Origin of the sequence: Halomonas cibimaris (genome assembly GCF_039537045.1) — a bacterium.
Taxonomy (GTDB): Bacteria; Pseudomonadota; Gammaproteobacteria; order Pseudomonadales; family Halomonadaceae; genus Vreelandella; species Vreelandella cibimaris.
Genome location: NZ_BAAAZT010000075.1, coordinates 30,465 through 43,145, shown reverse-complemented (window position 1 = coordinate 43,145; position 12,681 = coordinate 30,465). Strand labels below are relative to the sequence as shown.

The following is a 12,681-nucleotide window of genomic DNA, read 5'->3' as shown; positions in this document are numbered from 1 at the left end:
CGGGGCGTTTTGCGCTGTAGCGTTGTTATTCAGTATCGCCATTCTGCGCCGGCGTGGCCGCAGGCAAACTGGCTACCTGATGCTGCAAAGCCTCCAGCCGCTGGCTCAGGCTGGCCTGCCAGCGAGCATCCTGGGCGTGGCGCTTGCGCTCTTCTTCCAGCGTGTGCTGCGTCCGATGCAGCTGCTCTTGCAGACGCTGGGCGCGGCGGCGGGCTTCTTCGGCGGCGGCTTTTTCCTCCTGCAAACCGCTTTTTAGCGCCTCGCCGTGGCGCTGCCAGCTTGCACCGGCCTCCTGGGCGGCTTTTAGCTGGTGCTGTACCTGTTCGTTTTCTTCACTGAGCGCTTCCAGGCGTTTCTCAAGCCGGCGCGTGCGCTTTTGCTGGGCCTTGTGGTCGTCGGCACGCTCTTGGCGCACGCCGTCCAGCAGCGCCAGCAGTTTTCCCTCAGTGGCTTCGTTGCGCTGCTGCTCTTCGGCGAGCTGGCGGTCAAAGGCCTCTCTCTGCTCTCTGACCTCATCGCGATGCGCCTGGTCTTGCCGGGTCAGCCTGGCGTGCTGCTCGGCGCTTTCTTTTTTCAGCTTCTCGCTTTTCTGCTCGGCGCTATCGCAGCGTGCGGCGAGCTGCTCTTGTTTTTCACGGCTTTCGGCAAGCTGAGTGCTCAGCCCTTCGATGTGCGCTTCCCGGTGGCGCAGGTGCTCGGCCAAGGCGCTTTCCCGCTGGGCGGCATTGTCGGCTTCCTGCCGGGCCTTTTGCGCCTCTTCCTGCGCCGCCGCCACCTCACGCTTGGCCTCTTCACGGTAATGGGTGAGCCCTTCATTGGCAGCTTCCTGGGCCTGGCGCCACATATCAGCTGCCAGCGATACGATCGCCTCCGGTATTTCTCGAGGCGAGGGCACATCACGATTTTTCTCGCACTCATCGCGCCAGCGGCGGACATGATCGCTGATGGTGGTAAAGCTGCCCGTGCCCAACACTTCGCGAATGCGCTGCACGCTCGGGTTATCGCCCCGGGCAATGAGCTCATCAATCGCCCGGCGGACGTCGGCGTATTGAATGCCGCTGCGTGCCATCTGTTGCCCTCTCTGTTTTGTGCCTGCTGGCTTTGGTGATTTTGGCGGCTGCTTGTTTGCGCAGCTGCGTATAGGCGTATTGTCAGCATTGAGGTGATAAAAAGCAATAATTACATAATACGTATTACGTAACTTTTATTATGAAATCGCCTATAAATTCAGGATTACCCGCCTTATCTTGAGTTTTTCTTTGCGTAACGCCAGACTAAGCCCACACCTGCAAGGAGCCATACAGCGACCATGACAGATATGCCCACTGCGCTGAATACAACGCTTCCCAGCGACGGTGTCATTGACACCCCGAGCAGCGATAAAGCGCTTATTCAGGCAACAACGGACGGCCAGGCCGTAGCCCAGTGGCTGGCGGAATACCGCGATACGCCGCAGACCCTGCGTGCCTACCGGCGCGAGGCCAAGCGGCTTTTGCTGTGGCTTAACGCGCGCGGTATATGCCTGGCCGAGGTGAATCGTGAAACGCTGCGCCGCTTCGAGGCGTTTTTGGCCGACCCGCCGGCAGACTGGTGCGGCCCTACGCGGGCCGAGGATCATCCGGACTGGCGCCCGTTTCGCGGAGCACTGTCACCGGCCAGCCGGCGCCAGGCGCTGGTGATACTGCAGGGCATGTTCGGCTGGCTGGCAGAAGCCGGGTGGGTCGCCCACAACCCGTTCCGGCTGATGCGGGATAAATCGCGCCGGCTCAACAATCAGCGCACGCGCATCGAACGCTACCTGGAGCGGGATCTATGGGACTGGCTGTGGCAGTGGCTGAACCGGCCGCTGGCCGTTGAGGCCACCCCGCGCACGCGCTATAAGCAGCAACGCCTGCGCTTTGCGTTTGGTTTTGCCTACCTGCTGGCCCCTCGCATCAGTGAAATGGCCGCTGCGCGCATGGACGACTTTTACACCCGAGAAGGGCGCCTTTGGTGGCACGTGGTGGGAAAGGGCGACAAGCAGGCCGAAGTGCCGGTGCCGGATGATTTTGCCACCTGCCTGAGACAGTGGCGAGAAACGCTCGGCCTGGCGCCGCTGCCGGGCCACGATGAAGCGACGCCGCTGATGCGCGCGCTGGACGGCAAACGCGGGATCACCGATAACCAGCTCTATCGGCTGATGCGCGATACCTTCATGCGCGGGGCCGCAGCGCTAAAGGCCGAGGGCGGCGACCCCGCTTGGGCGGCGACCCTGCGGCAGGCGACGCCGCACTGGCTGCGCCACACGTCGATTACCCACCAGGCCCAGGCCGGCATTGATTTGCACTACCTTGCAGAAAGTGCGCGCCATTCACGGCTGGATACCACCTCGCGCTACCTGCACACCGAAAACGCCCGCTGGCACGCCGAGCAGCAGCGCCACCGCCTGATGCCCGCACCGGACGAAGAACGGCCCGGCGTTTCACCGGGGCGCTAACGCGTTATAATGCGCCCGTATTCACCTGACGAAAAAGGACTCGCCATGAGCGCCGAACAGGCCCAGCAAGAGCTCGTTGAAGAGTTCGAGATGTTTGACAACTGGATGGACCGCTACCAGTACATTATTGACATGGGCAAACAGCTGCCGACTTTCCCCGAGACGTGGAAAATCGAGGAATACAAGATCAAGGGCTGCCAGTCCAACGTCTGGATGAACCACGAAGAGCAAGACGGCCAGCTGACGTTTTACGCCACCTCGGATGCGGCCATTGTGTCCGGGCTGATCGCGGTGCTGCTGCGCATCTACAGCGAGCGCAGCGCCGAGGAAATCTGCGCCGCCGAGCCGCATTTTCTGGCCGACCTGGGGCTGGATAAACACCTTTCGCCCACGCGCAGCAACGGCCTGCACGCCATGCTGCAGCGCATCTTTCAGGTGGCCGAGCAGGAAGCCGCACGCACGCCATGAGTGCCGACGACCCGCGACGCCACAGCCCGGCAGCAAGCCGCAACCGCGAGCCGATCCTGGCGGTGCTGCGCGAGCATCTGCCGGCCAACGCCCGGGTGCTGGAGCTGGCCAGCGGCAGCGGCGAGCACGGCGTCCATTTTGCCCGCGCCATGCCCGGCTGGCTGTGGCAGCCAAGCGATACCGCACCGGAGGCGCTTGCATCAATTCAGGCCTGGCGGCGGCTTGAGCAAAAAGAAGGGCGGGGCGATAACCTGCGGGCTCCGGTCGCGTTGGACGTCATCGCCGGCTGGCCGGATGGCTGGCGCGACACGACGTTTGACGCCGTGGTGGCCATCAACCTGATTCATATTTCACCCTGGCAGGCCACCGTCGCGCTGATGCACCGGGCAGGCCAGTATCTTGCGGAAAACGGCATACTGTTTCTCTACGGCCCGTACCGGCGTCGGGGCATGCCAACCGCGCCTGGCAATCGAGCGTTCGACGAAGACTTGAAAACGCGCAACCCGGCCTGGGGCCTGCGTTGCCTGGAGAGCGTCGAGGCTGAGGCAGCCGCCCACGGTTTGGCACTGGATGCCGTGGTGGAAATGCCGGCCAACAATCTGAGCGTGGTCTTTCGCCGCCGCGCCGCTTAACGGTCGGCGCCCTCCGACTGGCGCGGGCGAAAGTGTTCGTCGAGCTCGGGGTCTTCCCGGCACAGGGCCTCGCTTGGCCCGCCCGGTACCGGATCGATGCCGCCGTCGCTCCCCGGATGGCAGCGGACGATGCGCCTGGCAGCCAAGACAACGCCCCTGAGCGGGCCGTGCACCTTGAGTGCCTCCACCGTATAGGCGCTGCAGCTGGGCCAAAACCGGCAGCGCGGTCCCAGCAGCGGGCTTATGCCCCACTGATACCCTCGCACGATCCCAACCAGCACCGCCGTCAGGCCGCGGCGTAACAAGCGTGTCACGGCGTGCTTCCGTAGAGGCTTGCCGGGTCCACCAGCGGGGCGCTGGCGATGCGGGGCGTGGCCGTCACATCCACATAAAAGCAGCTGCGCCGGCCGCTGTGGCAGGCCGCGCCGGTCTGGTCTACCTGTAGCAGCAGCGTGTCGCCGTCGCAGTCGAGAAAGGCGGCCTTGAGCCGCTGCTGCTGGCCGGAGGTTTCTCCCTTGCGCCACAGCGTGCCCCGTGAGCGAGAGAAATAGCACACGCGGGCGGTGCGCAGAGTTTCTTCCAGCGCTTCGCGATTCATCCACGCCATCATCAGCACTTCACCGCTGTCGTGCTGCTGAGCGACGGCAGGAATCAGCCCGTCGGCGTTGAAGCGCGCCGCGTTCAGCACTTCCGCGGCGGCGGGCAGGGCATCGTCGGGCCGGGCGCTTTCCAGCCGTTTGAACAGCGTATCGGCGGGTTCACTTGCGATAAGCGGCATGGCAGGGTACTCCCGATGAAGTTAAGGGGTGTCAGACAGTGTCTGGCAGCGCGTACATAAACCGATCAGTTCGATGGTCTGGCGTTGTACGGCAAAGCCGGCGCGGCGGGCGCGTTCGGCCAGCTGCTGGCTGATATCGTCAAAATGGATCTCTTCTACGTAGCCGCAAGTGCTGCAGATCAGCAGCTGAAAGCCGTGGGCGTGCTCGGGGCAGGCGCAGGCGACATAGGCGTTTTGCGACTCGATGCGATGCACCAGCCCTTGCCGGGTTAAAAACGCCAGTGCGCGATAGATCGTCGGCGGGCGCGCCGCGGCGTGCTCGGCAGACAGCTGATCGAGCAGGTCATAGGCTTTCAGGCCGCCGCTGCTGGCGGCAATCAATTCCAGCACGCGCCGGCGTATCGGGGTGAAACGTGCGCCGCGCGACAGACAGCGGGCTTCCGCCTGCGCCAGCAGGGTGTGCAGTTCACTCATGGGCGACCTACCTGAAAACGGCTAGGCATCGGTGGCACCGGACGGCTCGACAAGCTCGCTTTGCCGGGCAAAGTGGTGCTGCGAGAACGCCACGCGCTCGGCAGGCGAAACATCGTCAGGCTGACGCTCGATCAGATCAAGCCGGCGGCGCAGGCCCTCGCCGTTGGTCATCTGAATGGCAAGCCCCGGGCGAGCGTTCAGCTCCAGCAGCATCGGCCCGTGCTGGCGGTCAAGCACCATATCGGTGCCCAGATAGCCAAGCCCGGTCATTTCATAGCAGCTGGCGGCAAGGTTCAACAGCGTATGCCACTGGGGAACGGCAAGGCTTGCCAGGTCGTGCCGAGTATCCGGATGCTGATGGCAGGGCAAATCAAACTGCACGCCGCGCAGCGCCTGGCCGCTGGCCATGTCGATGCCGACGCCGACCGCCCCTTGATGCAGGTTGGCCTTGCCGTCCGAGGCCGCGGTGGAAAGCCGCATCATGGCCATGACCGGGTAGCCCTTGAACACGATAACGCGAATATCCGGCACGCCTTCGTAGGTATAGGCCATCAGGCTGTCTTCAAAGTTGATCAGCGTTTCGACCACGGCCACGTCCGGCGAGCCGCCGAGCGAATAAAGCCCGGACAGGATATTGGACACGTGACGCTCGATGTCGGCAAGCGTCAGGCGCGTACCGCTGGGCTTGAAAAAGCCGTCGGCATCGGCGCTTTCCACCACCAGAATGCCCTTGCCGCCGCTGCCCTTGGCCGGCTTGATCACAAACCCCGGGCACCCCTTGAGCATGGTGCCCATGCGCTTGACGCTGAACTGGGTTGTAACGGTGCCGATCAGCGCCGGGGTGGTAACGCCGTGGCGCTGTGCCAGCAGCTTGGTCTGCAGTTTGTCGTCAACCAGCGGATACAGCCGGCGGTCATTATAGCGGCCGATATAGTAGATGTTGCGCCGGTTCATGCCCACGATGCCCTTGGCTTTCAGGCGCGAAGGGCGGGCCCAGTGACGTAGCCAGCTCATGTGCCGGGCTCGTCGTCGGTAATGGGCTTGAAACGACGCAGTTCAAGCAGCCGATAGCCGGTATAGTTGCCCAGCAGCAAAATCAGCGCCATGAGAATCAGCTGCACGCCCAGAAAGTTGAAGGTGATATGGCGTACCACCGGGTTGTTCATCGCCAGATAGACGACCACCGCGGTCATCAGGCTGCCGCCGCCTTGGATCATTACCTCCTTGGGGCCTTCTTCTTCCCAGAGAATCGACATGCGCTCGATGGTCCAGGAAAGAATGATCATGGGGAAGAAGGTAATGGTCAGCCCGGCGTTGAGCCCCATGCGATAGGCAATCACCGAAAAGACAGAAATAATCGCAATAACCGTAATGATCACCGCCGACACCCGCGCCACCAGCAGCAGGTTCAAATACGACAGATAGTTACGAATGACCAGCCCTACGGCCACCACCAGCAAAAACCCCAGCAGCCCGGTGATCAGCGATGTCTGGATGAACGCCAGTGCGATGAGCACCGGCATGAAAGTGCCTGATGTCTTGATGCCCACCAGCACGCGCAGAACGACCACCACCAGTGCGCCGATGGGAATCAGCAAAATGGTCTGAAACAGCGCCTGTTCTTCCAGCGGCAGGCTGTGAATCGAAAAATTCAGCAGGGTATCGTCGGAATGATGATTGCGCACCGCCGCGGCGGCCGGCTGAGAGTGGGTCAGCATGGAAAACGTCACGCGCGAATCGCGACCGCCTTCCACCTCCAGCACGGCCTCACCGCCGGCTTCCCACAGCAGCAGGTTCTCCGGCTTGCCTTGTTCTCCGGTGGCCGGGTTGAACAGCCACCATTGCTGGTCGTCTTCGCTGTATACCTGTATCCAGCTGTTCAGCGTTTGTCGGCGGCGGCCGTTTTCAAGGGTCAGGCCGCTAACCGCGCGGGCCCTTACCTTAGCCTGGTGCAGTAGCCGCACAATCAGCTCGGTGGCTTCAAACTGTGTTAGCAGCAGGCGCGCGTTTTCTCCCTGCCGCTCGCCGTTGATGTCTCGAATCAGCTCACGCGCAAAGGTGGCGTTATCGGCACTGCGCGACCAGGCGCGCTCGATGACCTGACGCGCTGCGGTGCCGTAGGGGCGCTCCCAGGCCGTGGCAGCCGCCAGCTTGGGCGGCGGCGGGGCATTGACGCGAGACTCCGGGGAAACCAGCAGCTGAACGGAATAGTAAAGCTGCTGCTGGCCGACCGCACTGCGAGTCGTCCAGTTGGCGCGTCGGCCGTACGCACTGGCCTCGTAGGCCAGGCCGTAGCCCGACGAGGCGGTGTTTTCGGTCAGTACGCGATACCCTTGCTGATGCGAGGGCAGGGCAAAGTCAACCGAGACAGGCCCGTCTTCAGCGTTGAAGGTGATCATCGCCTCGACTTCCCAGACCTGGCGCTGTTCGCCGGGCAGCCAGGGAATTTCGAACTGCAAATGGCGATGGGCAGTCATGGCGATGCCGGCAGTCAGCAAAACGCCGACGATCAAGTAAAACGCGAGCCGTGACATGCAAAAATCCTTGTGAGCAAAGCGGGCGCCAAGCAGCCGCGCGCTATGGGGCGTTATCTCTTGCAGGCGAAGCGGCGTCGTCTTTGTTTGAACCGGCGTTCTGCTCAAAGGAAGGTCGCTTGTGAATATAGCGCTGAGCCACGTCGATCAGCGCGATATCAAGCAGAAATCGCCGACCTAAAAGCACCGGGTAATCCAGATGGGCGCGGTCGTTGAGGGTAAACGCCACGTTTTGGCGAATCGGCCCAAGGGTCATCAGCAAAGAGATCACCGGGCGCGTTTCTTCGCCGGTTGCCTGAACAATCCGCACGCGGCGATCAACCGGCGCTTCAATCCATTTGCCGCGCTGGGCATCCACCACGGCATCGTCGTCAGTCAGCGAAAGCTTAAAGCGTACCCAGTCATCGCCGTCGCGCTCAAACGCGGTAATATCGTCAGCCGAGAGAGAAGAGGTCTTGGCACCGGAGTCGATGCGTGCCTTGAGGTAGGTTTCCAGTTTGGGCAGTCCCACCCATTCATTGCGGCCCACCAGCGTTTTTGTGCTCAGCAGGCTGTCGGCTTCACAGGCTTTGCGCACTACGGTGGGCTGGTCGCTTTGCTTTTGCAGCGCTGAGATATCCTCGCGCAGGCGACGCAGCAGACCGCCGACTTCTCGTACATCCGCCGTCAGGCTCTGGCGATAGCGGCGCTGATCCGCCAGCAGGTCAGACGCGTCACACTGCCGGTCAACCTGTGCTTGCAGCTGAGCCATACGCGCATCGAAGGCCGGCGTCGTTAGCGGGGCAGGCGTCGGCGTTGGCGGCTGTAGGAAAGAGCAGCCGGCAAGCGTTAGCGCAAACATCGCTGCCAGCCCGGCAAAGCCGTAGCGCATACGAGCATCCTTGGTTTATGACAATACGCGATGATAAGGACAATGCCGTTGCGTTGTCCATTGCTGGGGCATCCGGGGCATAAGGTTTTTGCGATATACACACTTGGTGCACGTTTGCCTGCAAGCGCCTTTCTATGCGGATCCTTGTGGGTTCCGCGATTTAACATAATATATATTATGCGAACCTATGCGTTGGCCAGTGATTCTGCTTTCTCTGCGTTTCCAGCCGTATCCCCCATACCGAAAAGCCTCGCACGTGCGAGGCTTTCAGCGGCGGCCGGCAGCTCATCAGCCAGCCGCCGGCCTGGTACAGGCGTGACGCTTACTGTTCGCCGGCCGGCGCGTAAGAGCCGTCTTCACGATGCACTTCGTTACCGGTCAGACCGGGCGTGAAAACGCAGGCCAAATGCATGGTCTTGGAAGCGCGCAGCAGATGTTCATCGTGCTGGTCGAGAATATAAATATCGCCGGGCTTGATCGGCCAGATCTTGCCGTCGGCCAGCGTTTCCACTTCCCCTTCGCCTTCCATGCAGTACACGGCTTCGAAGTGGTTTTTGTAATGAATGTGGGTTTCGGTTCCGGCGAAAATCCGCGTGATGTGAAACGAGCAGTTTCCGCCGTCGTCGGCCAGCGACAGACGCGTGCTGTCCCAGTTGCCGTTTTCCGCGGTTACTTTGCGATCGGTCTGACGCGCTTGCTCAAGGTTGCGAACAATCATGGTTAAGGCTCCCAAAAAAAGCGGCCCGTAGCGGGCCGCTGGAAAATCAGTTAAGCGGCTATCAGTTGGCTGATACGTCCGTTTACCGGCTTTATGGTATCGGCGCTGCGCCGGCGCGCAACCCTTTATGCGGTAGCCGCGGCCTGTTTGCCTGTTACGGCTTTTACAGAAGCTTCAAGGATATCGAGACCCTGCTGCAGATCTTCATCGCTGATGGTCAGCGGGCACAGGCATTTGACCACTTCACCGTCGTGGCCGCTGGTTTCGATGATCAGGCCGTGCTCGAAAGCTTTGCCGGTGATCTTATCGGCCACGTCGCCGGTCTGCACATCAATACCGCGCATCATGCCGCGACCGCGCTCGGACGCCGGCATACCCGCCTCGGTCAGCATGGCGGCCAGTTTCTGGAAACGCTCTTCGATGATCTTGCCCTTGCGCTGAACGTCTTTTTCCAGCGCATCGTCGGACCAGTACTGCTTGATGGCCGCCGCAGCCGTAATCATGGCCAAGTTAAAGCCGCGGAACGTGCCGTTGTACTGGCCGGGCTGCCACTGGTCGAGCTCGGGCCGCATGAGCACGTGGGAAAACGGCAGGCCAAAGCCGGAAAGCGACTTGGAGTTGGTTACCATGTCGGGCACGATGCCGGCATGTTCAAAGCTGAAGAACTTGCCGGTGCGGCCGCAGCCGGCCTGGATGTCGTCCACGATCAGCAGGATATCGTGGGCGTGGCAAATGCTTTCCAGGCGCTTGAGCCACTCCAGGCCGGAAACGTTGATACCGCCCTCGCCCTGCACGGTTTCCACGATAACCGCCGCCGGCAGGTCCAGACCGCCGGACTTGTCGCCCAGCAGCTTTTCAAAGTAGTCCAGCGTGTTGGTCGCCTCGCCCATATAGCCGTCATACGGCACGAAGCTGGCGCCGGTCATGGGAATGCCGCCGGTGTTTTCACGGAACTTGCGGTTGCCGGTGGTGGCCAGCGCGCCCATGGTGACGCCGTGGAAGCCGTTGGTGAAGGTGACGATGTTGTGGCGGTTTTTGACCTTGCGCGCCAGGCGAATGGCGGCTTCGACTGCGTTGGTACCGGTCGGCCCCGGCAGCTGGATCTTGTAGTCGAGGTTACGCGGCTTGAGAATCAGCTGTTCAAGCGCTTCAAAGTATTCGCGCTTGGCCGAGGTCCACATGTCAAGGCCGTGCACGACGCCGTCGGTGGCCAGATAGTCCACCATGGCTTTTTTCAGGTGCGGGTTGTTGTGGCCGTAGTTAAGCGTGCCGGCGCCGGCAAGAAAGTCGATGTATTCACGGCCGTTTTCGTCGGTCAGTCGCGCGCCCTGCGCTTTGGTGAAGACCACCGGGAAAGAGCGCGAATAGGTGCGAACGTTCGATTCCATGCGTTCAAGCGTCTGGGTCTGCATGATCGATCTCCTTTTTTGGATCGTGTTCCGGACAGTGAAAAAGATAAAGCCGCTGCGGGTGTCGTAGACCCGCTGTGCGATGACAAACCCGCACCGGCTGTGTCAATCGGGGCAATGCCTAGATGGCACTGGTCTGGAAAGGACCGATACGTACAAGGTTTTCCGGATCATGCTCACCTCCCAACTGCTCGGTCGAGAAATATTCGCGGCTGTTAAGCGGCGTCTGCCAGCGCGTTGCCAGGCGACGAAACAGCCCCCAGGAAGCCAGATTATCCGGGGTAATCGTGGTTTCGAGATGATGTACGCTGTCAAGTTCCGGACGCGTCATGATGGCCTCTATCAGCCGGCGGGCAAGCCCGGTTCCCCGGGCTTTCTCTCCGACTGCGACCTGCCACAAAAAGTAGGTATCCGGCGCGTTATCCTTGACGTAGCCGGAAACAAAGCCCACCACTTCGCCTTCTTCATTGGTCGCTACCGCACACGTATCACGAAACTGCGTAGCAAGCAAAAGATAGGCGTAGCCTGAGTTAACGTCCAGCGGCGGGCAGGACTTGATCAGCTCGTAAATACCCCAGCCGTCTTCCGCGTTGGGCTTGCGGATAAACAGCGGCATTTCCGTGCGGCCCACTACGGCGTCAGCCACGGTAGGCCGCACAAGATCAGCAGAGGGAGTAAACGGCTGTATAGGTTTGCTCATGTCGTTACGTTTGCGGTTGCGAGATTGCGGCCATGGTAACAGCCGCTTTTTGCAAATTCAAAAGTGCAATTATTCACTATGCCTTTTTCCATAATTACAGTTTATAGTTAAGATCTATAGTTCAGCTCTATAGTTCAGCGCCGGCTTAGAGTACGCAGCGTGACAAACTCTTCGGCACTGGTGGGATGAATGCCCACGGTGCGGTCAAAGTCGGCTTTTGTGAGGCCGGCGCGTACGGCAATAGCGATGCCCTGAATTAGCTCACCGGCGCTGTCGCCGACCATGTGCGCGCCGATCACCACGTCGGTGGCATCGTCTACCACAAGCTTCATCAGTGTGCGCTCGCCGCTGCCGGACAGCGTATGCTGCATGGCGCGAAAGTTCGTGGCATAAACGCGAATATCGCTGTGCCGTTCGCGGGCCTCTTCTTCAGACAGGCCTACGGTTGCAATGTTGGGATGGCAGAATACGGCGGTAGGAATGCTTGAATAATCCAGCGGCTGCGGTGCGCTCTGGGAAAAATGGCTGGCCACCAGCTGCATGGCCTCGGCCAGCGCCACCGGGGTCAATTCCGGGCCGTCGATGACATCGCCCAGCGCAAGTATTGACGGGACTGCGGTTTCAAAGCGCTCGTTGACCGGAATCTTGCCGTGCGCGTTGAGGGTAATCCCCAGCGTATCAAGCCCCAGCCCCTGGATATTGGCATGGCGTCCGGTGGCGGCGAGCACGGCGTCCACTTCCAGCACCTTGCCGTCGGTGAGCGTTACGCGATAGCCGCTTTCGCTTTTGTCGATTTGCGCGATATTGACGTTGAAATGCAGGTGGGTGCCCTTGCGCTGCATTTCGTCTCGCGTGAACGCGCGCACCTCGTGGTCAAAGCCGCGCAGAAACAGATCACGCCGATAAATCAGATGCGTCTCGCTGCCCAGGCCGTTGAAGATGCTGGCAAACTCCACGGCGATATAGCCACCGCCCAGCACCAGAAAACGCTCGGGAAAGGTTTCCAGATCAAAAACTCGGTTGGAGTCGACGACGTGCTCACAGCCGGGAAAGTCCGGCACCCAAGGCCAGCCGCCGGTGGCCACTAGAATTTTCGCAGCCGTAATATGCTGTTCGCCCTGGTCGCTTACCAGCATGACCGTATGCGCATCGACCACCGTGGCTCGCGCGTTGAACAAGGCCACGCCGGCTTTATCCAGAAGATGCTGGTAGATACCGTTAAGCCGTTTTATTTCGCCTTTTTTGTTTTCCCGCAGAGTGGCCCAGTTAAACCGGGCCGGGGTATCCAGCTCCCAGCCAAAGCCTGCCGCATCGTCGAAACTGTCGTGAAAATGCGCGGCATAGGAATACAGCTTTTTTGGCACGCAGCCCACGTTGACACAGGTACCGCCCAGGTAGCGGTCTTCCGCGATTCCCACACGCGCGCCTTCTGCGGCGGCTGTGCGCGCCGCGCGCACGCCGCCCGAGCCGGCACCGATAACAAAAAGGTCATACTCATAGGATGCTGCATCTGCCATTATGGGCTCCTGTGCAAAAGCACTGTCAATGATAAACGGTAGCGTGGCGAGTGCCGATCCGGCCGTCATACGTGCTGATACGCTAGCAGCGCAGGCGAGTGTCG

At 61.0% G+C, this 12,681-nt stretch carries 14 protein-coding genes; 3 read left to right on the top strand and 11 right to left on the bottom strand.

Annotation, left to right across the window (positions count from 1 at the left end):
- Positions 1–25 precede the first annotated feature (25 nt).
- Positions 26–1,069, bottom strand: a complete 1,044-nt coding sequence (locus ABD654_RS09895) for a DNA-binding protein (protein WP_344704720.1) — start codon at positions 1,067–1,069, stop codon at positions 26–28.
- 240 nt (positions 1,070–1,309) lie between these two features.
- On the opposite strand from ABD654_RS09895, the gene ABD654_RS09890 reads away from it, so the two are divergent.
- Genes ABD654_RS09890 through ABD654_RS09880 form a run of 3 tightly spaced genes read left to right on the top strand, consistent with a single transcriptional unit; the run spans position 1,310 to position 3,576 of the window.
- A complete protein-coding gene (locus ABD654_RS09890) occupies positions 1,310–2,476 on the top strand; it encodes a tyrosine-type recombinase/integrase (RefSeq protein WP_344704719.1) in 1,167 nt (388 codons plus the stop codon).
- A 45-nt stretch (positions 2,477–2,521) separates the two neighbouring features.
- The gene (locus ABD654_RS09885) at positions 2,522–2,944 is read left to right on the top strand and encodes a SufE family protein (RefSeq protein WP_344704718.1); all 423 of its coding nucleotides are present in this window, start codon (positions 2,522–2,524) and stop codon (positions 2,942–2,944) included.
- Complete coding sequence (locus tag ABD654_RS09880) at positions 2,941–3,576, top strand: DUF938 domain-containing protein (RefSeq protein WP_344704717.1); 636 nt, start codon at positions 2,941–2,943, stop codon at positions 3,574–3,576. The genes ABD654_RS09885 and ABD654_RS09880 overlap by 4 nt, the downstream gene beginning before the upstream one ends.
- Here the strand turns inward: ABD654_RS09880 and yidD are convergent.
- The 10 genes from yidD to gorA form a co-directional block, all read right to left on the bottom strand.
- Positions 3,573–3,890: a membrane protein insertion efficiency factor YidD gene (gene yidD / locus ABD654_RS09875; RefSeq protein WP_344704716.1), complete on the bottom strand. Its 318-nt coding sequence runs from the start codon at positions 3,888–3,890 to the stop codon at positions 3,573–3,575. The genes ABD654_RS09880 and yidD overlap by 4 nt on opposite strands.
- A complete protein-coding gene (gene hisI, locus ABD654_RS09870; protein WP_344704715.1) occupies positions 3,887–4,354 on the bottom strand; it encodes a phosphoribosyl-AMP cyclohydrolase in 468 nt (155 codons plus the stop codon). Before hisI ends, yidD begins: the two co-directional genes overlap by 4 nt.
- 21 nt (positions 4,355–4,375) lie before the next feature.
- Positions 4,376–4,828 carry a transcriptional repressor gene (locus tag ABD654_RS09865; protein ID WP_344704714.1) on the bottom strand — a complete coding sequence of 151 codons (453 nt, stop codon included), beginning with the start codon at positions 4,826–4,828 and terminating at the stop codon, positions 4,376–4,378.
- A gap of 21 nt (positions 4,829–4,849) precedes the next feature.
- Entirely contained in the window at positions 4,850–5,842 is a 993-nt protein-coding gene (locus ABD654_RS09860) for an alpha-L-glutamate ligase-like protein (RefSeq protein ID WP_344704713.1), read from the bottom strand.
- Positions 5,839–7,362, bottom strand: coding sequence for an inactive transglutaminase family protein (locus tag ABD654_RS09855; RefSeq protein ID WP_344704712.1), 1,524 nt, complete (start codon positions 7,360–7,362; stop codon positions 5,839–5,841). The genes ABD654_RS09860 and ABD654_RS09855 overlap by 4 nt, the downstream gene beginning before the upstream one ends.
- A 43-nt stretch (positions 7,363–7,405) precedes the next feature.
- Positions 7,406–8,233, bottom strand: a complete 828-nt coding sequence (locus ABD654_RS09850; RefSeq protein WP_344704711.1) for an ATP-dependent zinc protease family protein — start codon at positions 8,231–8,233, stop codon at positions 7,406–7,408.
- Between the two features lie 322 nt (positions 8,234–8,555).
- The gene (locus ABD654_RS09845; RefSeq protein WP_344704710.1) at positions 8,556–8,951 is read right to left on the bottom strand and encodes an ectoine synthase; all 396 of its coding nucleotides are present in this window, start codon (positions 8,949–8,951) and stop codon (positions 8,556–8,558) included.
- Between the two features lie 125 nt (positions 8,952–9,076).
- A complete protein-coding gene (gene ectB, locus ABD654_RS09840; RefSeq protein ID WP_344704709.1) occupies positions 9,077–10,363 on the bottom strand; it encodes a diaminobutyrate--2-oxoglutarate transaminase in 1,287 nt (428 codons plus the stop codon).
- 118 nt (positions 10,364–10,481) lie between these two features.
- Positions 10,482–11,060, bottom strand: a complete 579-nt coding sequence (gene ectA / locus ABD654_RS09835) for a diaminobutyrate acetyltransferase (protein WP_344704708.1) — start codon at positions 11,058–11,060, stop codon at positions 10,482–10,484.
- 134 nt (positions 11,061–11,194) lie between these two features.
- Positions 11,195–12,577 carry a glutathione-disulfide reductase gene (gorA, locus tag ABD654_RS09830; RefSeq protein ID WP_344704707.1) on the bottom strand — a complete coding sequence of 461 codons (1,383 nt, stop codon included), beginning with the start codon at positions 12,575–12,577 and terminating at the stop codon, positions 11,195–11,197.
- Positions 12,578–12,681: the final 104 nt, after the last annotated feature.